Consider the following 25,925-nt stretch of genomic DNA (forward strand, 5'->3'; position numbering starts at 1 on the left):
GACCAATGGCAGCTGTGGCTGTCCCCGAACCAGTCCCTTAACTTGTGACAAACCGCTGTGTTTTTGTCATTTGAGCCCACAGGCCGGTCTTTTGTCTGACATATCCGCTGCACCAACATGAGGCATGGTGCTTTTTCTGCATTCGTTGGTCATTTCGCCGCAAAGCGTGAAAATCCGATGAAATGACACTGGAATGGAGCCAGTTGCAACATAGTCCGACCGGTGATTTTACGTCACTGTTAACTTGATGTTATCAAATAAATATCAAACATAAATAACTTTGATGTAAATAAAACTGCAAACTTCCCTCGTAGCATGGCCGCCACTTCGTCAGTGACTGTGGTTATTGGGGCCGTCTTCCCAAACCTTTAGTTATAAGCCACCGGGCTTTATCAAGGTTTTATCCAGTCCGCCACAGCACTGACAGATCTTTCACAGCGCTTAAACAAGGATTCGGCGATGAAACTGGCGGGCATTTTTTCGGGCATGGGGTCGCAATGGCCACAAATGGCTGTGTCCCTGCAATCTCATTTTCCCATTTTTCAGCAGGAACTGAAGAAGTTAGACCAACAGGTCCAGCAGCAGTTTGGCTGGTCGGTGTTGCAGTGTTTACAGGAGCCGGACAGCAATCTGCTGGCCCAACCTGAGGTCGCTAATCCCTGTATTTTTGCGGTACAGCTGGCGCTGTTCCGGCAGTTACAGGCGCAAGGCCTGCAATTTGACATGGTACTGGGCCACAGTACCGGTGAGTTTGCCGCCGCCTGTGCTGCCGGTGCGCTGGATGTATCGCAGGCTCTGGCGCTGATGCACAGCCACAATCAGCTGATCCAAAGAGCCAGTGCGCAAACCGGTTATGCCATGGCTCAGCTGAGTATCACCCTGGCTGAAATCAGCGATAGCCGTGTGGTAACACCTGAGCTGTGGCAGGGCGTGGTGGTGTCGGCAGAGAACAGTCCGTCGATTCAGATTGTCAGCGGGCCTGTGGCACAACTGCAGGCACTGGTGGCACAGCAGCAGACACAGCAAAAATTTGCCCGGCTGTTAACGGGCGCAGTGCCATTTCACAGCCCGTATTTGCCGGAAGGTGACGCCGACACGCCGCAGGGATTGCCAAAAGCCTCGTCTGGTGACGATGCTCCCACACTCTACTCCAGTCTGCGCGGCGGCTGCATCAGTGTCGACGAGCTGACGACAGACTATTGGCAACAGCATATCCGACAGCCGGTGCGGTTTTACCCGGCTGTGCAGGCGATGCTGGCTGCTGGCGCTGATACTCTGCTGGAAATTGCGCCGCATCATATTCTGCTGTTTTGTCTGCATGAGATTGCGAAAACCGCGGGACGCCCGGTGCAGGTGCTGCCGACCCTGAAACGCGGTGAAGACTGCCGCAGCAGTTTACAGCAGACGCTGGCGCAGCTGGCTGCGGCTCAAAGCCCGGCACAACTCACTGCTCAACCCGAACCTCATATCAACACCCAGACTGCAGCAGCGGCCGGCATGCACGCCCGGCGCACGGTCGCAGCCGTGCTGGCTGTGATTATCGAGCAGCTGCAGCCGTTGCTGTCACTAGCTCCAGACCAGCCGGTCGAGCCGGATCGCGGCTTTTTTCAGTTGGGGCTGACGTCAGTACAGGTGATTAGCTTTAGCCAGCGTCTGGCGGCGGCCTTGCAGTGTGAAGCAGATCTGAGCTGGTGTTTTGACTATCCGACACCATTGCAGCTGGCCGCCGCGCTGGCTGACATTGCGGTAACGCCACAGCGACGGACAGAGCTGCCAATGCCAACATCAACGTCGGGCGACATCGCCATTATTGGCCTGGGTTGCCGTTTTCCGGGCGGCGCCAACGACCCCGATTTGTTCTGGCAACGCCTGGTACAGGGCCATTCGGCTATTCGGGAAGTACCGGCAGAGCGCTGGCAGGCTGATGCTTATTATGCATCGGACGACCAGCCGGGTAAAAGCCGCTCCAAATGGGCCGGTTTTTTACAGGACTGGGACCCGCAGCAGTTTGACGCGGCGTTGTTTGATATTTCTCCGGCCGAAGCCAAAGCGCTGGACCCGCAGCAGCGGCTGTTACTGGAAGTCAGTCTCGAAGCCATCGCGCACGCCGGTCTGGTGCCGGGCCGCACTTTAGCCCGGGATACCGGTGTCTTTGTGGGGATTTCGACCGACGACTATAAAGCGTCGCAGCTGTATAGCAGTGACTTGCGCCGGATCAGCACTTACACCGGCTCGGGTTGCATGTACAGCGCAGCGGCCGGGCGCCTGTCGTATTGGCTGGGGCTGCAGGGGCCAAACAAAGCGGTGGATACCGCCTGTTCGTCATCACTGGTGGCACTGCATGACGCCTGTCAGGCCATTCGCCATGGCGAATGCAGTACGGCACTGGTCGGTGGCGTCAATCTGTTGCTGACCCCACATTTATTCGTTTGTTTCTCCGCGCTGGGCGCTTTATCACCCGACGGCGTTTGCCGGGCTTTTGCTGACGGCGCCAATGGTTATGTGCGGGGCGAGGGCTGCGGGGTGCTGGTGCTGAAGTCGCGGGCGCAGGCCGAAGCGGATGGCGACCAGATCCTGGCGCTGATCGCTGCGAGCGCAGTCAATCAGGATGGCATGTCCAGTAATCTGACCGCACCGAATGGCGCTGCGCAGCAGCAGGTGATCCGCACCGCATTGCAACGCGCCGGCATCAGCGCGGCTGACGTCAGTTATGTCGAAACGCATGGCACCGGCACGCCGCTGGGTGATCCGGTCGAAGCCAAAGCGCTTGGCACTGTGTACGGTCAGGCGCCGCAGCGGCAGGAACCGCTATTGATCGGTTCCGGTAAAACCCAGTTTGGTCATCTGGAAGCGGCCGCCGGTATTTTGTCAGTGATTAAAACCACCTTAATGCTGAACCGGCAGCAGCTGGTCGCCACGGCCAATGCTGACCAGCCCAGCGCACTGATTGATTTCGCCGGGCTGAACCTGCAAGTGGTGCGGGCCAACGAACCGCGCGCTGTGCCTTATGCCGCTGTCAGTTCTTTTGGTTTTAGTGGTACCAATGGCCATATTATTTTAAAAGCGCCGGAACCGCCGGCTGCGATTTCGGCGCCTGTAGTTCCCGATGCAGCGCCGCAGCTGCTGACGCTCAGTGCCCGCGATCCGCAGGCGCTCACCGCGCTGGCCCGGCGTTGGTTAACTTTGCTGGCGGCAGGGCCTGAGCGCTCATTTGCGGATCTGTGTCGCGCCAGCTATCTGCAACGCCCACATCTGCGTCAGCGGCTGGCCTTTGTGGCGACCGATGCCACCGATTTGCAGCAGCAACTGAAGCAGTATCTGGCCGGGGCGGCTGAAGCTCAGGCCCTTGCGCTGAGCCAGAAAATCGCTGCCATGAGCCGGCAGTTTGCTCCGCTGAGTACGGCTGATGCAGATAATTACTGGTCGTTGTTGCAGCCGTCAGACAGCCTGCCGGCAGATTTGTTGTTGCCACTCTCTGCTGAGCTCAGTGCGCGCTGGCAGTCGTACCTGCAGCAGGCAGAGCTTTCAGCCGTACAACCGGCTGCGGCCGAATTATTACGCCAGCAGCTGGCGGCGTTGTTATTAACTGAAACCGGTATCGACACCAGCGCGTCTGAGTCTGTGGCTGCGACGACGGATCTGCCACTCTGGCCAGACCGCTACTGGCTGCTGACACAAATCGCCAGTGCTTACCTTCAAGGTGCGGACATCCACTGGCCGGCGCTGCAGCGTTGGTGGGGGGCGGCTACTCCGGGCACTGCGGCTTTGTTGCCACATTATCCGTATCAGAAAAAAAACTTCTGGCTCGACCCGTTGCCAGATCAGCTGCGCCAACCGGCACAGCACGCTGTGCAGCAGACCGACACGCCAGCTTTAATGAATCACGTGCAGCAGCTGGCCGCGATGCCACAGCTGCGCTGGTACAGCCTGCAGTTTGACCGCTCGCAGCAGTTTCTGGCCGAGCACCTGATTTTTCAGACGCCGATTTCACCGGCCGCCGCCCATCTCGCGATGTTGTTAACGGCGGTTGCCGATGTTGCGAGCGCGCAGCCATTGTCGGTCCGCCAGCTGGAATTGCATCAGCCGCTGGTGATGAGCACTGTGCAGCGCGCCGTGCAGCTGAGCTTACAAGGGCCGCTGCTGGATCACAGTGGCGTGCAGGCGGTGGCAGAACTGCGTAGCAGCAGCGAAGCCGGGGCGGTCGCCGCCGACTGGTTGCTGCATGCCCGTGCCGACATCATAGCGCTGCCGGACAGTCTGTATCAGCAACAACAACAGCGTCTGCAACAACTATGGCCGCAGCAGGCTAAAGCGCTGGCAAACTGCAGCGCCACAGCGGCTGCACCCTGGTATCAGCATCTGACGGGGCTGGGTTATCAGCTTGGCAACGGCTATCAGCGCATTCAGCAGATTTGGCACAGCGGCCCGCAGCAGGCCTGGTGCCGGGTTGATGCTCTGGCAAATCAGGATAGCGCCGGCGCCGTGGTAGCGCCCGGACTGATGGATTCACTACTGCAGACGCTGATTTGTACCGTACCGGACCTTATCAGCCAGATGCAGCAAGGCGGCTGGATTTATATTCCGTTCAGCATCGGTGAAGTGACGCAGTTTGCGCCGCTGGACCAACCTTATTATTGGTGTCTGAGCGAAAGTCAGGTGCAGGGTACTTTACTCAGCGGCCGGGTATTGGTGTTTGGCGCCGATGGCCAGCTGAAACTGCTGGTCGACGAGTTTGCTGTCAAACAAACCAATCAACAGGCGCTGCTTGGTAAGTTCCGGCCCGCGCCAGCGACATTATGCTGGCGCACCAGATGGCAACCCGTTTCACATCCGGCCGATTTGGCGCAGCCGCCGGCCACCAGTACCGCAATCAACGCCATGTGTTATGGCGTTGCACCGGGCGCGTCGCTCCCGGCGTCCTGGCAGCAACTGTTGGCTGTGTGGCCGCAGGACACTGCAGTAACCGCGGAAAAACAACTGTTGCTGCTGCCGGCATTGTCGCTGAATGACGAGCTGGCCGATGCGCTGCAAGCGCAGGCGGACTGGCTGCGCCAGCAAATCCCGGATGTATTGGCGACGGGTCGGCAGCTGCAACTGCTGGTGCTGGAGCAGGCCAGTGCCGCCGCAGCGGAGTCAGTCGCTGCGAACCCGCACAGCGCGGCGATCATCGCGTTGCAGCAAGTGCTGCGACTGGAATATCCGGGTCAGATCGCCGACCTGCTGCTGCTGCCGGCAGAGGTGCCGGTCGCGGCTCAAGCAGCGCTGACGCAAGCGTTGACACAGGCGATGACGCAGATGGGCACGGCACCGCTCGGCCAGGTCCGGCGTTGGGTCAGCACTGCGGATGCAGGTCAGTGGCTGAAGCCTGTCTTAGTGGCGGCAGATACCGAATTTCCTGCACCTGCCACAGCGCTCACTGACAGCGCGCAGCTGGATAGCACAGTGCAGCTAAATAGCACAGTGCAGCTGGATGGCACCGCGCTGCTGAGCGGTGGTCAGAGTGCGCTTTCTGCCGTGGTGTTACCGCAATTGTTTGCCCAAGGGGCCAGCGCCGTGGTGATCTGCAGTCGCCGCGTTAAGCCTGCTGATTTCACCGCCTGGCTGGCGTCGATATTACCCGACCCGCAGCTGCAACAACGGGTGTATTGGTCGCACACCGATGTCTGTGACGCCGGGGCGCTCACGCAATGTCTGCAATGGATAAGCGCTCACTTGCCGCCGTTACAAGCGATTTGGCACTGCGCCGGCCAATTGGCAGATGTCAGTCTGGCGCGGATGAGCGCGGCGCAACTGGCAGACGTACTGGCACCGAAAGTGCGCGGCAGTCTGAATCTACATCAGCTGAGTCTCGATTTGCCGCTGCGCCAGTTTGTGCTGTTCAGTTCAGTGGCCGCCGTGTTTGGCAATTTTGGTCAGGCCAACTATGCGCTCGCCAACGGCTTTTTGAATGGTCTGGCACAGCTGCGCAATACGCAGGGATTGCCGGCGGTGGCGCTGTGTTTTGGTCCCTGGCAAAGCGTCTCTGTCAATGGTGCCGCGGTCAAGGGCGCCAGTGGCGGTATGGCGCAGGCGCAGGCGGCCAGTATCAGTGCCCAGGGCTATCAGTGGCTGGATGCGGACCTGCTGCAATCACATTGGGCCCGGCTCGTGGCGGCGCAGGGGCAAATCGTCGTGGCGCAGGCCGACTGGCCGCTGCTGTCGACGCGCTTGCAGTCACAACCCTTGTTACAGACACTCGCTGCGGCCAGCACAGAATCTTCAGTCGCAGACCGCGACTTGCAGAGCAGCCAGCAGAACAGTTCGCAGCAGGTTGACTTGAGTTACTGGCGACAGCTGCCACGACCTCAGGCGGAGCAGGCGATGCAGCTCTGGCTCAGTCAGCAAGTTGAAGCTATCACCGGTCTGACCGTCGATGCCGACCAGTCACTGATGGCGCAGGGCGTTGATTCGCTGGCTGCTGTGACTATCCGCAGCACACTCAGCCAACAACTCGGGCTGCGCCTGCCGGTCAGCCTGCTGTTTAACTTCCCGGCCATTACCGCCCTTGCCAGCGAGCTGTGTTTGCAGCTGTTTGGTGCCGCACCGGCCCCGGCCTTGTCTGCGTCGGCAACTGAGGCCACCACTAACCCATTTCATTATTTAGAAGACCTGTCGGAAGCAGAGCTGAACGCGCTGATTCTGCAGGAATTCAGTGCTGTTTAACCCGATGGAGACGGAGTACCTATGAGCGAACATAACCAGACCCGGCCTGAAACAAATACGTCAGCTGAGGCGATGAAAAAACTCTTTGTGGAATATAAAAAAGCTCAGGACCAGTTGCAGCAATTGCAGCAACAACGCACTGAACCGCTGGCGATCATCGGTGCCAGCTGCCGTTTTCCGGGCGGCGCCAATGACCTGCAACAATTCTGGCAAGTGCTGGCCGATGGCATCAATACCATCACGCCGGTCGACCCTGCGCGTTGGGACGCCGGGCATTATTACGCGGCCGAACAACAAGCGCCCGGTAAAATGTACACCACCCACGGCGGTTATCTGCAGCTGGCGCTGGACCAGTTTGACCACCAGTTTTTTGCCATCTCACCGAAAGAAGCCAAAGCGCTGGACCCACAACAACGGCTGTTATTAGAAGTGGCGTGGGAAGCGATGGAAGTGGCGGCACTGGACCCGCAGCAGCTCAAAGGCTCTGCGACCAGCGTGTTTATCGGCATGTCGAGCGACGACTATGCCCACGCCCATTTAAAATCCGGCGATCCGGCCACTATCGACGCGTACAGCATGACTGGCGCCACCCACAGCACAGCGGCCGGGCGGTTGTCTTACACCTTTGGTTTTGAAGGCCCGGCGGTGACCGTCGATACCGCCTGTTCCTCATCCAACGTGGCGTTACATCTGGCCTGTCAGAGCCTGCGCAGCGGCGAGTCGGATTTAGCGCTGGTCGGTGGGGTCAACCTTATTCTGACACCGTTGGCCCATATCGCTTTTACCAAACTGCAGGCGATTTCGCCGCATGGCATAGTGCGGACTTTTGACGCCGACGCCAGTGGCTATGTCCGCGCTGAAGGCTGTGGGCTGGTGGTGGTGAAACGGTTGTCGGACGCTGTGCGTGATGGCGACCCAATCATGGCGCTGGTGCGCGGTACTGCCGTGAATCAGGATGGCCGCAGCAATGGTTTCACCGCGCCAAGCGGTCTGGCGCAGCAAAAAGTTATTCGTCAGGCGTTAGCCAATGCCGGCTTGCAGCCGCTTGATGTCGATTACGTCGAAGCGCATGGCACCGGGACGCCGCTGGGTGATCCGATTGAAGTTGAAGCGCTGCAAAGTGTCTATGGTCAGGGCCGGCCAGCGACGCAGCCGTTGAAACTCGGTTCAGTGAAAACCAATCTGGGCCATCTGGAACCGGCGGCGGCGATTTCTGGTTTGATTAAGTTATTGCTGTCGCTGTCGCATCGTCAGTTGCCGGCCAGTCTGAACTTTGCCACGCCTAATCCGCATATCCACTGGCAGGGCGCGCCAGTGCAGGTGATTAACCAGTTGCAGGACTGGCAGGTCGGCGCTGCTGCGGAAGGCGGTGTGCGGCGTGCAGGCCTGAGTTCATTTGGTTTTAGCGGGACCAACAGCCATGTCATTGTCGAACAGGCGCCGGAGTTGTCGCGCCAGCTGCACAGCAGCAGTGCGCAGTTATTGCTGTTAAGCGGCCGTAATCTCAGTGCGCTGCAGCAACAGGCCGAGCGTTATGCCGATTTTCTGCAGCTGCACAGCGTGGAACTGGCCGACCTGGCGTATACCTCAGCCTGTGGCCGTAGTTTATTTCAGGAACGTCTGGCGCTGGTAGTCAGCGATAAAGACAGTGCGGTCAGCGCGTTACGGCAAATTGCCGATGGTCAGCTGCAAGGCACTGACCGCGCCCGTTGCAGCAGCCATGAGCATAAAGCGCAGTCGCTGGCGTTGTTATTTACCGGGCAGGGTTCGCAATATGTCGGTATGGCCCGCCAGCTGTATCAGCAATTACCGGTGTTCCGCCGGGCGCTCGATGAAGTGCTGGCGCTGTTTGCGCATGAGCTGCCTTTGCCACTGCAGCAGGTGTTATGGCCGGATGAACCTTCGGAGCTGATTAACGACACCGCTTACGCCCAGCCGGCGATTTTTGCCGTGCAATATGCGTTGGCGCAGCAATGGCTGGCTGATGGCGTGGCGCCGCAATATGTCGCCGGCCACAGTATCGGTGAATATGCCGCGGCCGTGGTGGCTGGTGTGTTCAGCCTGGCTGATGCCGTGCGGCTGGTGGCGGCACGCGGCCGGCTGATGCAACAGGCGCCGGGTCAGGGCGGCATGACTGCGGTCTTTGCTGCGCGGCCGGCGGTGGATAGTTTATTGCTGGGTTACCGGGGCCAGTTGTCAGTGGCGGCAGTCAATGCGACGGATGTGACTGTGGTGTCCGGTGCGCTCGATGCGATGGCGCGGTTTATCGCCGATTGCCAGGCGCAGGAGCTGGAAACCCGGCCTTTAGTGGTGTCGCATGGCTTCCATTCACCGTTGATGGAGCCGGTGCTGGCAGACTTTGCTGCTGTGGCGGCGACTGTGCAATACCATGAACCGACAATCAGCTTTGTCAGCGCGCTGACCGGCCAGCCGGAGCGCAAAGCGCTGACCCGGCCGGATTATTGGGTTGCCCATGTGCGCGAAGCTGTGTTGTTCCTGCCGGTACTGCAATACCTGCAACAGCAGCAGGTGCAAGTGCTGCTGGAAGTCGGCACCACGGATACGCTGACTGGATTGGCGCGCCGGCTGTTGCAAGCTCAGCCTGCGACATCCGGGCAAGCACCGGCACTGCTCGCCAGTCAGAAACGTGACCAGCCGGGTCTGCATACCTATCTGCTGGCCTTAGGGCAGCTGCAGTTGCGCCAGCCTGTGCCGGGTGTAGCAGCGTTTTATCAGCAACAACAGGCGCGACGTATTGCCATTCCGACTTATCCGTTCCAGCGTGAATCGCATTGGCTGCCGCTACGCTATGACCTGTTGCAGCCCGGGCTTGCCGAAAATGGGTTTGTACAACCTGGGCTTGTAAAAAACGGCCAGGCGCCATCAGGCGTGGCAACCGGCAGCCCGCTAGGTCTTAGCAATCAACATGCGCTGCTCGGTCAGCGCCTGGAAACGCCGGCGCTCGGTGGTCAGATTGTTTATGGTCGCGAATACAGCGCCAATACACCGTATTTTATGGCCGAGCATATCGTTTATGACACGCCAATTTCACCGGCGGCAGCCCATGTGTCCTTGTTGTTATCAGCGGCGCGTGATGTGCTGGCGCAGGACGTGGCGGTGCTGGAACACATTGATTTCCTTGCCCCGTTAATTGCCAGAGATCACGAGCGTCGCGCCGGTCAGGTGATCCTGACGCCGGATGCGCAGCAGAGCGGCCAATATCAGTTTGAACTGGTCAGCCGGGATGCGTTGCAGGCCGGTAGCGAATTTACCCGCCACTGCAGTGGTCGCGTACAAACAAGCGGAGCAGACAGTGGGGGCAGGATGCAACCGGCGCCACTGGATTTACCGGCACTGCGTCAGCAATTTCGCGATGAAGTGGATGTCGGCGCTTTTAATCAGTTTTTTGAAGGGCTTGGCTTTAAACTCGGCGACGGTTTCCGCCGCATTCAGCAGGTCTGGAAAGGGCATAACGAAGGCCTGTCACGTTTAACCTTAAAAGCTGATGTACCGGACAGCGACATTTACCTGATTTATCCGGGTTTAATCGACTCGTTGTTCCACACGTCATTGCCGGTGTCGGCTTTGGATTTTAACCAGTTACAGCAGGACCGCCGGGCTTTTATTCCAATTTCGGTCGGGCGGGTCTGCCTCTATGCCAGCACTATCCCGGCCGAAGTCTGGGCCTATACCTGCGATCACGACGTGCGGCAGGGCTCGGATGTGATGACCAGCGATATCACTGTCTGTGCGTTGGACGGCACTGTGCTTCTGACCATCGAGGGCATCACCGCCAAACGCAGCGCCGAATCGGTGTTATTGCGTAATCTGCAGGTCAATACCGCGCCGTTGTTGTATCAGCAGGACTGGCTGCCGGTTGCATTGCCGCAACCGCAAACCCCAGCACAAACCCAAGCACAAACCCAAGCACAAACCCAGGCCCAACATTATCTACTGCTGGCAGATCGGAACGGCGTCGCCACCCGGCTGGCCGAAGCGCTGCGCGCTGCCGGCCATCAGATCAGCATGATCTGGCCGACTGTCAGTGAGCTGCAGGTCGCGCAGGCGGCAATGCCGGGGCTGCATCATCTGCAGCTCGACCTGACGTTGGCTGCCGACTATCCGGCGTTGTTTCAGCATTGTCTGGCCACAGGTGCCAGTGCTGCGGCGCCGGCACAGCTGGTATATGCCGCCGCGCTCGATTTGCTGCCAGCGTCGGCCGAATTTGCCGCAGAGCTCAACACGCACTACCAGACACTGCTGACGCTGGTGCAGCAAATCGCGGCCTCGGCCCAACCGCTGCAACTCTGGCTGTTGCTGGACCAGCAGGCTGAAGTCGCGTTGGCGCAATCGCCGTTACTTGGCCTTGCCCAAGTCATTGCACTGGAACATGCCGACTTGTGGCGCGCCAGCGTGATAAGCGCCGGACTCACCTCTACTGAAGTCAGCACTGCGGTCGATGCTACAGCCGAGAACAGCAGTCAGACGCAACAGCTGGCCGCCTTGAGCCAGCTGTTACAGGCGGCACCACAAGCGACTGAACATGAACCGCTGTGGCGTTTGCAACAGGGCGAGGCGGCTGTCGCCCGGCTGCAACGTTTACGTTTGCCGGCGCTGGCTGCTTATACACCGCAGCCAGATCGGACTTATCTCATCAGCGGTGGCCTCGGCGCATTGGGGCGGCAAGTGGCCGAATCGCTAATCCAGCGTGGTGCGCGTCAGCTGGTGCTGACCGGGCGCAAAGCGCCGGACGCCGCAGCACAGCAGTGGTTGCAGCAACTGGCCGACGACGCTGTCGAGGCTGTCAGTGTGCGTTATCAGCAACTGGACATGGCCGATGCGGCGGATGTCACGGCGCTGGTCGCCGAACTGCCGGATCTCGCCGGTGTCTTCCACTGTGCCGGCTTGCTCGATGATGGCCTCATCGCCGACCAAAGCGCTGCACGTTTTCAGGCGGTATTTGCCGGCAAAGCGCTCGGCGCCTGGCATTTGCATCAGGCCACACAACACCTCACGCTGGATTGCTTTGTGCTGTTCAGTTCCGTCACGGCGCTGTTTGGCAGCCCGGGACAAAGCAATTATGTCGCCGCCAATCAGTTCCTCAATGCTTTAGCAATGCTGCGCCGGCAACAAGGTCTCGCCGCGACATCGGTGAACTGGGGGCCATGGCTCGAAGGCGGCATGGCCAGTGATGACGCCAAACGCGGCGACCGGCTGGCCGCCCGCGGTATTCATGGCTTAAACCCGGCGCAGGCGATGGCGGCGTTGTGGCAATTACTGACCCAGCAAGTGGCAGCACCAGCCGTGGTCGAGATGGACTGGGCGCGGCATCAGGATTACGCCGCACCGGCGCAGCGTTATGGCCTGTTCAGTGCTCTGTTACCACAGCAAGCGTCGGCCGCTGCAAGCGGTGCTGCTGGCGTGGCCGCGCCAGCCTGGCTGGCGTTGTTGCAACAGGCTGAACCGGCGCAGCGCCTGCCGTTGCTGTTAGCGCAAATGACCGCTATCACCGCCAAAGTGCTGGGCTACAACCCGCAGCAAAACCTGGACCCGGACCTGCCGTTGATGGACCTCGGCGCCGACTCGCTGATGATGGTCGAAGCGCGCAGTCAGTTGGCGAGTGCTTATCAGGTGAAATTGCCGGCGTCGTTTTTCTTTAACTATCCAAGCTTGCGTAAAGCCGCTGACTATTTATTGCAGCAGGCTTTGCCTGACTTACTGCCGCAGCAAAAGGCAGCGGACAGCAGTGCCGACGTGCTGGCGGATATCGCCGCCTTGCTGGATTAAGCGGAGCACATGATGGATACATCAACAGAACAGAAATACAAAGAAGCGCTGCGCCGCGCCGCCGGTCAAATCCAGAAGCTGGACGCTGACCTCAAAGCCAGTCAGGCGCAGCAGCAATCGCCAATCGCGGTGATTGGTGTCGGCTGTCGTTTTCCGGGCGGCGCCAATGACGCGGACGCTTACTGGCAGCTGCTGGCCGACGGCATCGATGCGGTCGGACCGGTGCCGGCCAGCCGTTTCGCTGCTGAGCAGTGGTTTGACCCGCAGCGCCAGCCGAAAAAGACCGGTCGCAGTTATGTGCGTCACGCCAGTTTTATCGACGATGTGGCCGGATTTGATGCGCGTTTTTTTGACATCACGCCGGTCGAAGCCAAAGCACTGGACCCGCAGCAGCGCCATTTGCTTGAAGTCAGCTGGCAGGCGCTGCAACACGCCGGGCTGGATCCACAGCAGTTACGTGGCAGCAAGACCGGTGTTTTTGTTGGCCTCAGCAGTAACGATTATTTTAAAGCCCATATGGGCTCACTCGATGCCGACAAAATCAGCGCTTATGCCCTGACCGGTGTGCATGCCAGCACCGCTTCAGGCCGGCTCAGTTATTTTTATGACTGGCATGGCCCTTGTTTTGCCGTGGACACGGCCTGCTCATCATCGCTGGTAGCGTTGCATCAGGCGGTGCAGAGCCTGCGCGCCGGTGAATGTGATCTGGCATTGGTGGCCGGGGTCAACCTGATGTTGACGCCGGAGCCTTTTGTCGCGTTTTCGCAGCTGGATGCACTCGCACCGGATGGGCGTTGTAAAACCTTTGATGCGCGCGCTGATGGTTATGGCCGTGGTGAAGGTTGTGGTGTGCTGGTGTTAAAACGTGAAGCCGACGCGCGCAAAGCGTCGGATGACATTCTGGCGCTGGTCTGTGGCAGTGCGGTGAATCAGGATGGCCGCAGTAACGGCCTGACGGCGCCGAATGGGCTGGCGCAGCAGCAGGTCATTCGCCAGGCGCTGCAGGCGGCCGGCGTGCAGCCGGCTGAAGTGGATTATGTCGAATTGCATGGCACCGGCACGCCGCTTGGCGATCCGATTGAAGCGCAGGCGCTGGCCGAAGTGTTTGCCAGTGTCGACCAGCCGGTGCGCATTGGCAGTGTGAAATCGCAAATTGGCCATCTGGAAGCGGCTGCCGGCATCGCCGGCCTGATTAAGCTGGTGTTGTCGATCCGCGCCCAGCAACTGCCGGCCAGCCTGCATTTTCAGCGCGCTAACCCTCTGATCCAGCTGGAGCAGCTGCCACTGCGGATGCAAACCGCGCTGGAGCCGGTGACACCGCGCAGTGGTCGCCTGACCTGCGGCATCAGTGCTTTTGGCTTTAGTGGCAGCAACGCCCATGTATTGTTACGCGCGCCTGTCTTGGCTCCATCGGACGACAGCGCCGACGTCCCGGCGCCAGCGGCAGGAGCGCCGGGCTGGCAGCTGTTGCCGGTGACGGCAAAAAGCCCGGCGGCGTTGCAGCAACTCTGTGTTGCGTACAGCAAACGGCTGACGGCGGAAGCCGATTTAAGCGCCTGGTGTGCCAGCGCCTGGCAGAGCCGGGCTGGGCTACCGCTGCGGTTACCACTGCTGGCCGACAGCAGCGCCAGTCTGGCGGAGCAGTGCCGGCAATGGCAGCAAACACCACAGCTGCCGGCAAAACGCAATAATCTGCAGATGGCCTGGTGTTTTAGCGGGCAGGGCAGCCAGTCGTTGCAGATGGGGTTGGCTTTATATCAGCAGTATCCGCTGTTTTGCGCGGCGCTGGACCAGGCAGAAGTTTATCTGACGCAGCAGCAGGGCTGGTCGCTGCTGGCACTGCTATACCCGGCGGAAGGGCAGGCGCAAGAAGCGCAGCAGATGCTGGCGCAAACCCAATACACCCAACCAGCCATTGTGGCGCTGCAATGGGCACTGGCCGCGTTATGGCAAAGCCTTGGTCTGATGCCCACGCAGCTGGTCGGGCATAGCATTGGTGGCATTTCTGCTGCAGCAGTGGCTGGATTTTACACGCTGGAGCAGGCGCTGGAGCTGGCGTGTTTGCGCGGCAAGCTGATGCAGCGCTGTGGTGAAGGCCAGATGCTGGCGTTGCAAATGCCGGCAACGCGCTGGCGTGACTGCCAGGCCTTTGTTGGTGCAGAGGCTCCGGACGCGATGTTAGTGCTGGCCGCTGATAATGCCAGCAGCAGCATCACCCTCAGTGGTGACAGCACGGCGATTGCGTTGGCGCAGCAGTGGGCTGAAGCGCAGCAGGTCCGGGCTAAATTGCTCGATGTGACGCAGGCTTTCCATAGTCCGGCATTTACCGGCGTCACGGCAGAATTTGCCGCGGCTATTGCCCATATCCAGCCAGCGCCAGGGCGCTTGTCCTGTATTTCTGATGTGACCGGCGAGTTGCTGCAGGCCGCAGATCTGACACCCGCTTATTGGGCTGCACAAATCACCGCGCCAGTGCAGTTTCGTCAGGCCGTGGCGGTTGCGGCGGCGCAGTGCGGCATTTTGCTGGAACTCGGCGGGCACGCCACGTTAAGTGCGCCGCTTGGCACTGATTATCCTGATCAGCTGGTGCTGTGCAGCTTACGCAAAACCTGGCCGGCCGACCGGGCCTGGCTCAGCGCCGTCGGCGCCTTATGGCAAGCCGGGCTGCCCATTCGCTGGCAGGCACTGTTTCAGCTACCGGACGGCGCCTTGCTCCGCCGGCCTTTACCGCCCTATCCGTTTGACCATAGCCAATATTGGATCCCCCTTAATGACCACACCGCGCCTGTTCGGCCGGCACAGGAGTCTGTGATGCCATTTTCCGAATCCGCCGGCGCAGCCGCCATGACCGCATCTGCTACGTCCACAAACCACAATCAGCTGTTGCAGACGCAATTGCAGCAGATGATTAGTCAGATCTCCGGCCTTGCGGTCAGTGAGATAGCGCCGGGCGCGCATTGGTTTGAACTGGGGCTGGACAGCCTGATGGTGGTGCAGCTGCAACAACGACTGCAGCAGCGTTATCAGCTGGAGCTACCGGTAGAACAGTTGTTCCAGACGCACAGTTCTGTTGCGGCGTTGGCCAGCTTTTTACTGAGCGACTATCCGCAGCAGATGTTGGCGCAGTTGCAACCGCAAGCACAAACTCAAACGCAGCCGGTTGCAGTCAGTCAGGTCGCGCCGGCTGTTGCCACGCCGCCGGTTTTTGCAGCTGCTGTTACTGCGTCCTCTGCTGTCACACCCTCTGCCACCACACCCTCTGCCACCACACCAGCTGCGGCATCGCCACAGCTGGCATTTGCGGCCGAGCCTGAGCCGGCGCTGGCGCAACTGTTACAGCTGCAACTGGCGCAAATGGACCAGATGAACCAGCTGATGGCGCAGCAGCTGCAATTGCTGACACAGGGTGATGGCCTGCTGCAGACGCCGGCTGCCAGCACTGCGCCGGTCGCCAGCACAGCACCAATCATCACCGCAGCGTCTGCAGTACCCGCTGCAGTGAAGCCACAGCCGGTGGTCACAGCAGCCCCCGCGGCAGCCGCTGGCAATCAGGCGCGGGGCATGAGTTTTAACCGTGAAGGCCTAAATCCGCAGCAGCTGGCTTTTGTCCGTGCGCTCATCGACAGCCATGTGCAGCGCACCGCCAAATCCAAAGCCTATGCCGGCCAATACCGGCCGGTGCTGGCCGACTGGATCGCCAGTCTGAATTTCAGCCTGACGTTAAAAGAAATGGTTTATCCGCTGGTGTCAGCCACATCTGCCGGTGCGCGTTTTAGTGATATCGATGGCAATGATTATCTGGATATTTCCGGCAGTTATGGCGTCGGCTTTTTTGGCCACAATCCGGCTTTTGTCCGTGACGCTATCGCTGCGCAACTGGCGCTGGGGCTGGATTTAGGACCACAGAATGCCTTGGCCGGCGAAGTGGCGACCCTCATCAGCGAGCTGACTGGCGTCGAGCGCGTGGCTTTTTGTAATACCGGCTCCGAGGCCGTCACTGTGGCTATCCGTATCGCCCGCACTGTCACGCAGCGGCCAAAACTGGTGATTTTTAAAGATTCTTATCACGGCACTTATGACGGTGTGCTGGCCGACAGCGGCGAATTCGGCACTGTGCCAAGCGCACCGGGTATTCCGGCCGGTATGGTCGAGGATGTTTTGGTGCTGCGTTACGGCACTGATGAGGCGTTGGCGACTATCGCGGCGCACGGCAGCGAAATCGCCGCAGTGTTGGTGGAGCCGGTGCAAAGCCGCAAACCAGGGTTGCAGCCCAAGGCATTTTTGCAGCAGTTGCGCAGCCTGACCGCGCAGCAGGGCTCACTACTGATTATCGACGAAATCATCACCGGCTTTCGCACCGGGCCACAAGGCGCACAGCAGCATTTTGACGTGCAGGCTGACCTGGTCACTTACGGCAAAGTACTCGGCGGGGGCATGCCGCTTGGCGTGGTCGCAGGTAAAGCGCAGTACATGGGCTGCATCGACGGCGGCAGCTGGCAGTATGGCGACGATTCAGCACCGCTGCAAAAAACCACGGTGTTTGCCGGCACTTTCTGCAAACACCCGCTGACGATGGCGGCGGCCCATGCCGTGTTACTGCGCCTGCGCGACAGCGGCGGTCAGTTACAGCAGCAGGTCAATACGCTGACCAGCGAGCTGGTACAGGCGCTGAACCAATATTTCAGTGCCGACAATGTGCCGCTGCAACTGAGCCATTTTGGTTCTTTGTTCCGCTTTGAGCCTTGCGGTGGGGTCGACTTCCATCTGCAGGCGCTGCAACAGCAGTTGTTTTTCAGTCTGCTGCTCAAAGAAGGCGTTTATGTCTGGGAGCGCCGCACTTGCTTCTTGTCCGTCGCGCACAGCCGGGCGGATATCGCCGCCTTATTAACAGCCTGTCGCGAGGCCGTGTTGCAGCTGCGTCAGGGTGGCTTCGCTTTTTACCGCCAGCGCGTCACATCCGGGCCTGCTGTTGCGGCTATTCCGGTGATATGAATTAACCATCTGATTAAAGGGAGTTTTGTATGCGAAAGTCCTATACCAATGTGCTGATCACCGGGGTCGGTGGTCTTGGCAATATCCTGTTGACCCGGCTGACCGGCATGGCGCTGTATCAGCGCCATCCGCGGGTGATCACCTCAGAAGAGCGGGGCATCGCCCAGCGCACCGGCAGTGTCAGTGCTGTGGTGCGTGCTGGCCGGGAGATTGAAACCTCTTGTCTGTATTCGCAGCATACGGATTATCTGCTGGGGCTGGAACCTCTGGAGGCGCTGCGCAAACTGCCGTTTTGCCAGCGCGGCACTGTGACCTTGTTGTCTGATTTGCAGTTTCCGACCGGCCGTAGTCTGGAGCGCCAGCGGCAGTACCCGGATTTTCAGCAGATTGTGCAGGCGTTTACCGCGCACTGCAGTGTGCTGGTGATCCCGATGCGCCAGCTGCTGAGCCGGGAGCAACTGACCGACAAATTCAGTTCGGCGGTGATGTTTGGTGTGTTTTGCGCCAGTTACGGCTTTTCGCATAGTTTTGCCCTGCAGTTACTCAGCGAAACCGTGGCGCCGGCTTATCTGGCATCGAATCAGCGCGCTTTGGCGGCCGGTTTTGACTGGCTGGAGCAACAGGATTTACCGGCAGCGCCTGAGCACGAACTGAAACGGGCCTGATGGCAGCTATGGGCGCAGGTGTTGAGTACACAAGGACAAAAAAATGCTGAATTATCACTCAGGCTGTGAGGCCGTGGCATTTGGTGCCTGGGAAGCGGGCGTGCAAGCGCTGTATTCCTATCCGGGCAGCCCGGTCACAGAGATTGTTGAAGCGATGCAACGCTTGCCAGAGGTGAAAACCAGCTGGGCGACCAATGAAAAAGTCGCGATGGAAATGGCCGCCGGCGCCAGCCACAGTGGCGCCCGGACGCTGGTCGTGATGAAACATGTCGGGCTCAATGTGGCGGCCGATCCGTTTTTTAATCTGGCCTACACCGGTGTGGTCGGTGGGTTGGTGGTGGTGGTCGGTGACGACCCCGGTGCCCGCAACTCGCAAAACGAGCAGGACACCCGCCAGCTTTGTCTGGCCGCCGGCGTGCCGGTGCTGGAACCTGCGACAGTGCAGGAAGCCAAAGCTCTGACCGCGCTGGCATTTGCACTGTCTGAGCAATTTGATTTACCTGTGGTGCTGCGGCTGACTTCCAGACTTTGCTACAGCAAAGACAAGCTGGACCGGCTTGAACGTCAGCCCAACAGCAAGCCCGGCGCTTTTGCCACGCCGATTCAGAAATATCTGTTATTACCGGCATTTGTGCCCGGTTGCCATGAGCGGCGCAATCATAACTTACAGGCGCTGGCGCAAAGTAGCACAGCCGACAACCTCTGTGTCCGCACTTTGCCGGACAAACTGCAAAACCGTTATCCGCTTGGCATCATCAGCAGCGGTTTTCCGTCCGGCGTGGTGCAGGAGCTGCTTGGGCAGGACCTGCCGCTGCTGCGGCTGCAGCTGGTGTATCCGTTGCCGGCCGCGCAGATCCATGCTTTTGCTGCGCTGTGTGAGCGGGTGCTGGTGGCGGAAGAATCCTCCGGTTACCTCGACCAGCAAGTGCGTAGTCTGGGCATTCAGACGCTGGACAAACCGGATTATGACGGCGTTGGTGAATTCAGTCTGCAGATGCTCAGAAGCCCACAAGCACCGGAGCTCGAACCTTATATCCGCGCCACCGCGCCCGGCACTATCGACATCCGCTGGCTGGATAATCTGCCGCCGCGTTTACCCGGCTTTTGTGGTGGCTGTCCGCATACCGGCATTTTTCAGATTTTACGCGACCGCAAGCTTTACGTGGTGGGCGACATCGGCTGCTCGACACTCGGTTCACTCGAGCCGTTTAGCGCCCTGCACACCAATTTATGTATGGGCGCCAGTCTCGGCATGTTGCAGGGGTATCTGGATGGGCTCGGGCCGCAGGCCGCCACTGAATGTGTGGCGGTGCTTGGTGATTCAACTTTTTTCCATTCCGGCATGACCGGCATGATGGCGCTGGCGCGCCAGCAATGCCCCGGCACAGTGATCATTCTGGATAACAGTGGCTCGGCGATGACCGGTATGCAATACACCAGTTTGTCACTGACCGCGCCCAAGTGGCTGGATTTACTGCGCAGTCTTGGTGTCGAGCACTGTCAGGTGCTGCCGTCGCTGGAGCCCAAAGCTATTGAACGCTGGCTCGACCAGGAACTGGCGCGGCCGGCGTTGTCGGTGCTGGTGCTCAAAGGCAGCTGTGTGCAGGAGCTGAATATCAAAGAAGACACGCCGTTTCGCTACACCATTCTGGAGTCGGTCTGTACCAGTTGCGGCGATTGTGTGCGTGAGACCAACTGTCAGAACTTTGCCGTCACTGCGCTGGAACAGCAACAGGCGCAGATTGAGATCAGCAGCAGCTGTATTGGCTGTGGCCTCTGTAGTCAGCTGTGTCCGGAGCAGGCGATAGTGCCGTTGTCCGTCAGCCTGCTGGTGCCAAAGTCCGGTCCGTTGGCGCGGCCGCTGGCCAAAGTGGCCGGACGCTTGCCCTGGGCGCGCATTATTCGCCAGCTGAACCAACAAACCTGGTTGGCGCCCGGTTTGCATTGGCTGGAAGTGAAACTGCAGCGGCTGTTACAGCGCCGGGCGGCAAAAACGGCAGCTGCCAGCACCGCCACAGAGCCGGTGCAGTTTTATCCGGCTGAATAAGCTCAGTTGCCGTAGTGGCGACTGAACTGCAATTAGCGCTGACGACTGGTTATTTGTGATGAAAAACAGGTTAAATGCAGTGAAAATCAGGGAAAATATCAAAAAATTAGCAGGTTTTTTCGCGGCGTTGTCATTGTGTTTCAGTGGCGGTTTTTTATCTTGAGGGCGCCTGTCACCGGACAGGCTGGGCCTGGCCCACAGATCAATTCAACGAAGGACCATGAAGATGAAAAAACACCTGCTGACGCTGGCTTTGACGGCCACTCTGGGAATGACACTGTTAAGCACCGCGCAGGCGGCGGATTATAAATATGTGCTGCTGCATGGCTTCCAGCCGTCGCAATTACAAAGCCGGCCGGATGCCGCGGCTGTGACAGCCAATGGCGAAAAATACTGGCAGGAATTTTGGTTACAGCACGCCAGCGCCCGGATTGACTGGCCATCGCATGAACGCATCGAAGGCAAAATCGCCACCGACTATCTGTGGCCAAAGTTGCAGCAAATGTCGCGCGATAATCTGTGCCAGAGCGGCTGTGTGCTGGTGACGCATTCGACCGGCGATCTGGTGGCGCGTTACCTGCTGGAAAATCAGGCCAACTGGTTACGCAATGCTGGTTTACAGCCATTAAATATCATCGCCACTTTTGACTTCGCCGGCGCCGGTGGTGGTTCTGAGCTGGCGGATGTGGCGTTAAATGTCGCCGACGGCAAAGCCGGCACTCTGGCGAAAAAAGCCGTGCAGGCCTGGCTGGGTTTTGAGCCAACCCGGGCTAATGTCGGGGTATTAAACGACTTGTCGGTCAATACCGCCCGCGCCTTGGTCAGTGCGCCGCAAAACCGCGTGCCGCGCATCCGTTTTGTTGGCGGTGGTACAGATTTTTACTGGGTGACGGACAGCTTCCTGCCGGGCCAGGATGACGGTGTGGTGGCGAGCCATTCGTCTTGTGGTGCGGCCAAAGCCGGTGCTTTTGTCAGTTGCAGCAATCGGGTTGATCTGGACGGTAAAGTTGGCGCGACTGCCGATGCGGTGACCAGCTTTTTACCGAACCACGTGCCGCTGCTGATGGCGCTTGGTTATTCCCATTCGGCGCTGGTTGGTAATAAAACCGCCGGAAAATACACCACAGCCAGCAACAGTGTCAGTTTTGGTGCCGGCCAGCTCAGCATTGCCAGCAAAGACGAAAAAGCCAAATGGCCATTTAGCGGCACTTACCGTTATGTGGTGGATTCTGCCAGCACGCCAGTATCGGCGCTGGTGCAGCGTAAAGCGTTTTAACGCGGTTTAAAACATTACCGTCTGATGCAATCAAGGCAGCAACCGCGGTTGCTGCCTGTTGCCGCTGCCGGTATTTAATTCAGCCAGGGAGTCAGGATGAAACTGAAAATTTTTTTGTTATTGGCCAGTGTGGGCCTGTTATGGGCCGTGCTGAACAGTCTGAAGCCTGGCGTCAGCCAGCCGGCGTCAGGCCTTGTGGTGAATCCGCCTGTGCCAACACCAGCCGCCAGTGCGTCAAAGACCCAGCTACCACCGCCTGCTGCGGCAGCGCCACTGCAGCAATTCAGTGAACAGCTGCTGAGCCCGCCTTATTCGCAACCCGTCACCGCGATGAATCTGGCACAAACTGAAGCGCCGTCTGTGGCTGCGGTGACAGTGCCGCTGGATGATGGCATTGTCTGGTCACTGCAACCCGGCCAATTTCGCTTCAGCTACCCTGAACCTGTGACCGCCACTGTGCAAATCAACGGTGAGCAGCCGGCGCTGGTGCGCTACCGGCTGCGCAGTACTGCTACAGCAGAGCTGCTGAGCAGCGGTGAGCTGGCTGCTGACGCCGATGGACTGTTCCGGCTGTCGATACCAGGGCAAACTGATTTTCCTGCCGAACTCGAGCTTGTTGTCGACAGCGAACCGGGGCACGGCGCGTTGGCGCTGCTGCAATACCATCAGCCAGTGGCGTGGCTGGGGCAAACGTTGGCGCTTCGTGCCGATGACAGTGATTTAGTGCTGCCGCTACAGCTCGAAGTGCAACAACGTGGTTTATACCGGGTGCAGGCAGTATTAGGCTTGCGCCAGGACCAGCACCAGAACGCAGCGAAGCCGCAGGCCATTTTACAGGGCGAATTTATGCTGGAAGCTGGTACTGCCACTATTGAACTGCGGGCCCATCACTCGGTATTACCGGCCGAACCTTTTGACGCCGAACTGAGCCGGCTGCAGCTGGAACTGGCGCCACCAATGCCAGGCGCGGCAACCGGCTACGGTCGGCCTTTGAACGCGCCGGTGGCTTTAGGCGATTTTGACCCGCGGGCATTAAACCGCACGCCCTATCAGCCGGACGCGCAGGCGCTGCAGCGGGTAGAGCTGTTACAACAACTTGGCCGTTAAAGGCAACGCAGTTGTCGGCAGGATTTTCAGCGCGGCTTGCAGCGTCTGCACCAATGGTTTTAATAATGCTGGCGCATGCTCAAAAATAAAAAAATGGTCGCCCCGGCAAAGCTGTACAGCGGTTGGATTGGCAAAACACTGCTGCCAGGCTTGCAAGTCGGCCGCGCTGATATCAGGGTCCTGATCACCGCCAAAAATCCAGCACGGTGGGCCTGCGAGCGGCGGCCGGTCCGGCAGACTGCGGTACTGTTCGACGTGGGCAAAATCACGTTGCAGCATCGGCAGAAACAGATCCAGTAATTCATCGTTTTGCAGGATCTCGGCCGGTGTGCCATTCATCTCACGCAGCAATTGAATAAACGCCGCGCGATCCTTGTTGGCGACATCCCGAGTGGTGGGCGGTAAAAACGGTGCGCGGGCGCCGCTCAGCACCACAGCCGCCGGTTGCAGGGCGACCGGCAGCAGATGCAGAATTTCAAAGGCGATACGCGCCCCCATGCTGTGGCCGTACAGCACCCAGGGCCGGTCGGTGATGAGTGCCGGTAAATCGGCCGCAATAGCCGTCGCCATTTGTACAATCGATAAGTCATTACGCTGATGAAACCGCCGGCCACGGCCCGGCAGCTGCACCGTCTGCATTTCCAGCCAGCTGGGTAACAGCGGCAACCAAGGCCGGTATACATGTTCGTTGCCGCCGGCAAAAGGTACCGCCAACAGCAGGGCTGGCTGGCGGACCGCGGCAGTCGGATGCTGCGGGCTGAACCAGCAGCTGTGTGTCTGCGGCGCCTGCATCAGCTGCGGCTCAGGCTCAGTACTTTGCTGGCGTCGATCACCGCCAGAAACGACTGACCGGCAGTGGCCTGACACAGATCCAGCGCTTTGCCGTTAATGCTGAATTCGCCTTTGCAGTTTTGCAGGCTGAACCAGTTACTCGGCTGACCTTTTTCCAGCAATTGCACAGTGCCGCCGGCTTTGACTTCAATGCCGCTGGCGGTGGCAAAAAACCGCACCCGGTACACACCACTCTGGTCACTGCTGTGTTTTTTAAAGGCGCTGATACGCGGCGCTTTATTGTCCTGCCAGGCCACGACTGTCTGGTCATCGTCATTTTTCACGTCATAAACCAGATGATTGCTGCCGCTTTTATCCAGTCGCTGAAAACTCTGCACTGACACACGGTAATCGATATTGTCGCGCCGGACTTTGGCACTGCTGGCGTCCTGACCGGCTTCGAGGCTGCCGGCGCGGTATTTGCTGTCACTGATATTCGGCGCTTTGCCGGTATAGTCATGGGCGCCGATGTGGATGTCGACCGGCTCGCTGCTGGCATTAATCAGCTGATAAGTATTTTTGTAGTCGTAATCTTTGATAATGTCGCGCACTTTACTGACTTTACAGCCTGCGAGTGTCAGCACGGCGATAGTAGATAACGTCATGACTTTACGCATATTTTAACTCCTGTTTCCTTACATTTGTTTAAACTGCGCCGCAAAAGTGCGGCTCAGCGGTAACACATCCGCGTGTTCTTTTAAGTGGATCTGATGGCGGCCAAACAGGTCCTTTTCGACATAAGCGACAGCGCGCAGACTGACGATGTAACTGCGGTGCACCTGGGCATACCACTGGCTGTCGAGCTGGCGAATCAGCTCTTTGAGCGGGGTGCGGATCACGTGACGCTCATGCGCTGTGACCAGTTCGGTGTATTTGTCCGAGGCCTGAAAAAATAACACTTCATCCAGCGCCACCAGTCGGGTCTGATTGGCGAGGCCAACATGAAACCAATGCAGTTTGTTATGCTGGGTCTGCAGACTGGCCAGGCATTTGGTAAGCAGTGCCGGGTCGGGTTGCAGCTGCTGGCGCAGCCGGTCTATGCATTTTTTTAAGCGCTCATCGGACACTGGTTTCAGTAAATAATCGGCGGCCGCCCGTTCAAAGGCGGCTACGGCATATTCATCAAAAGCGGTGACAAATACCGCCCGGGTCTGATGCAGGCTTTCGGCGACCTGCAGGCCATTCAGACCTGGCATGCGGATATCCAGAAAAGCGAAATCCGGTTTGTGCTGATGCACCAGGCTCAGCGCTTCCACGCCATTGCGGGCGGTGGCAACCAGTTCCAGTTCCGGCCACAGATGGCGCAGCCGGTCACACAGATAATTCAGCAGCAGGGGTTCGTCGTCAGCGATTAATGCAGTTGGCATACAGCTATTACTCTTGGTTAAAGGCGGCACGGGGGGAGGATGGCTCTGCAGGTGGTGCTTCCTGCAATAACACGGCCGGCGGCGTATCGAGCGCAGCCAGTGGTAAACACAGTTCGCTGATGCAGCCATGCGGCGGATTGTCGAAGAGCGCCAGCCTGGCTTTGTCGCCATATAAGTGATGCAGGCGGTTGCGCACATTGGCGAGACCAATACCGCTGGTTGACTGCAAGGTCTGGGCTTCAAGCCCGACACCGTCGTCTGTGACTTTCAGGCACAGCTGCTCGTCATGCAGTTCAGCATGCACGCGGATATGGCCTTTGTGCAGCGAAGGCTCGATACCGTGCGCCAGCGCATTTTCCACCAGTGGTTGCAGCAGCAGCGGCGGCAGCAGTTTGCCGTGTAGTTCCGGCGCGATGTCGATGCAAAATGACAACCGATCGCCAAGGCGGATGCGGGCAATTTCCAAAAGTTTTTCAATGAGTTCTAACTCATGCTGCAAAGTTGACAGCGGCCGGCGGGTACGTTGCAGGCTGGCGCGCAGATAACCGTTAAAATGCGTCAGCATGGTTTGCGCCTGCTGCGGATTAAACATAATCAGGCTATGCACGTTAGCCAGAGTATTAAACAAAAAATGCGGTTCAATCTGCGCCTGCAAAAACATCAGCTGCGCCTGGGTGTCGGCCTGACGATATTCGGCCAGCAGCCGGCGCTCGCGTTCCAGCTCGGCGCGATAGACCTGGCCCTGATAACGCACCAGCACAAAGCTGGCAGCGATGATAGCCACCACCAGCGGCAAAATCAGACTGCGCCAGCCGATGTCCGGATTTTGCTGCATAAACTGAAAGACGTCGGGTGAACCCAGCACTGCAGCGATTTTCAGCCCCAGATACAAACCCGGCGGCACGGCCAGCAACTGGATGAGCCAAACCGGCAAACGCTGGCGTGCTACCAGATGGCCTAGTTGAGTCAGACCCCAGATACAGCCACCGACCGCATTGGCATAAATCAGTTTCACCGGCCAGCTGGTGCTGTCGTCGAGCAGATACATCAGACTGGCAATGACAAAGTTAATCGCCAGTAAAATCAGGATCTCACGCAGCCAGTGGCGCAGATCTTTCGGGGCAGCGGGTGCAGGCATCAGTTCAGCTCAT

Annotated in this window: 11 protein-coding genes; 7 read left to right on the top strand and 4 right to left on the bottom strand. The window is 58.9% G+C overall.

Features of this window, described 5'->3' with window-relative positions; translation table 11 throughout:
• Positions 1-459: 459 nt before the first annotated feature.
• From ABNT34_RS18260 to ABNT34_RS18290, 7 genes are all read left to right on the top strand, one after another.
• Complete coding sequence (locus ABNT34_RS18260; RefSeq protein WP_348734207.1) at positions 460-6,702, top strand: SDR family NAD(P)-dependent oxidoreductase; 6,243 nt, start codon at positions 460-462, stop codon at positions 6,700-6,702.
• 21 nt (positions 6,703-6,723) lie between these two features.
• On the top strand, positions 6,724-12,489 hold the full coding sequence (locus ABNT34_RS18265; RefSeq protein WP_348734209.1) for a type I polyketide synthase: 5,766 nt from the start codon (positions 6,724-6,726) through the stop codon (positions 12,487-12,489).
• A 12-nt stretch (positions 12,490-12,501) separates the two neighbouring features.
• Positions 12,502-17,481 carry an aminotransferase class III-fold pyridoxal phosphate-dependent enzyme gene (locus tag ABNT34_RS18270; RefSeq protein WP_348734211.1) on the top strand — a complete coding sequence of 1,660 codons (4,980 nt, stop codon included), beginning with the start codon at positions 12,502-12,504 and terminating at the stop codon, positions 17,479-17,481.
• A 29-nt stretch (positions 17,482-17,510) separates the two neighbouring features.
• Positions 17,511-18,146 (top strand): 2-oxoacid:acceptor oxidoreductase family protein, encoded by a 636-nt coding sequence (locus tag ABNT34_RS18275; protein WP_348734213.1) that lies wholly within the window; start codon positions 17,511-17,513, stop codon positions 18,144-18,146.
• 43 nt (positions 18,147-18,189) lie between these two features.
• Complete coding sequence (locus ABNT34_RS18280; protein ID WP_348734215.1) at positions 18,190-20,193, top strand: thiamine pyrophosphate-dependent enzyme; 2,004 nt, start codon at positions 18,190-18,192, stop codon at positions 20,191-20,193.
• A 226-nt stretch (positions 20,194-20,419) separates the two neighbouring features.
• Positions 20,420-21,469 (top strand): hypothetical protein, encoded by a 1,050-nt coding sequence (locus ABNT34_RS18285; RefSeq protein ID WP_348734217.1) that lies wholly within the window; start codon positions 20,420-20,422, stop codon positions 21,467-21,469.
• Between the two features lie 96 nt (positions 21,470-21,565).
• Positions 21,566-22,576, top strand: a complete 1,011-nt coding sequence (locus ABNT34_RS18290) for a hypothetical protein (protein ID WP_348734219.1) — start codon at positions 21,566-21,568, stop codon at positions 22,574-22,576.
• Here the strand turns inward: ABNT34_RS18290 and ABNT34_RS18295 are convergent.
• The 4 genes from ABNT34_RS18295 to ABNT34_RS18310 are packed head-to-tail and all read right to left on the bottom strand — an operon-like array spanning position 22,556 to position 25,912.
• The gene (locus ABNT34_RS18295; protein ID WP_348734221.1) at positions 22,556-23,368 is read right to left on the bottom strand and encodes an alpha/beta fold hydrolase; all 813 of its coding nucleotides are present in this window, start codon (positions 23,366-23,368) and stop codon (positions 22,556-22,558) included. The two genes, ABNT34_RS18290 and ABNT34_RS18295, sit on opposite strands and share 21 nt — an antisense overlap.
• Positions 23,368-24,024 carry a hypothetical protein gene (locus ABNT34_RS18300; RefSeq protein ID WP_348734223.1) on the bottom strand — a complete coding sequence of 219 codons (657 nt, stop codon included), beginning with the start codon at positions 24,022-24,024 and terminating at the stop codon, positions 23,368-23,370. Before ABNT34_RS18300 ends, ABNT34_RS18295 begins: the two co-directional genes overlap by 1 nt.
• An 18-nt stretch (positions 24,025-24,042) precedes the next feature.
• Positions 24,043-24,774 carry a LytTR family DNA-binding domain-containing protein gene (locus ABNT34_RS18305; protein WP_348734225.1) on the bottom strand — a complete coding sequence of 244 codons (732 nt, stop codon included), beginning with the start codon at positions 24,772-24,774 and terminating at the stop codon, positions 24,043-24,045.
• Positions 24,775-24,781: 7 nt separating this feature from the next.
• Positions 24,782-25,912: a histidine kinase gene (locus tag ABNT34_RS18310; RefSeq protein ID WP_348734227.1), complete on the bottom strand. Its 1,131-nt coding sequence runs from the start codon at positions 25,910-25,912 to the stop codon at positions 24,782-24,784.
• Between the last annotated feature and the right edge of the window lie 13 nt (positions 25,913-25,925).

Origin of the sequence: Rheinheimera texasensis, from assembly GCF_964031785.1 — a bacterium.
GTDB lineage: Bacteria > Pseudomonadota > Gammaproteobacteria > Enterobacterales > Alteromonadaceae > Pararheinheimera > Pararheinheimera texasensis_A.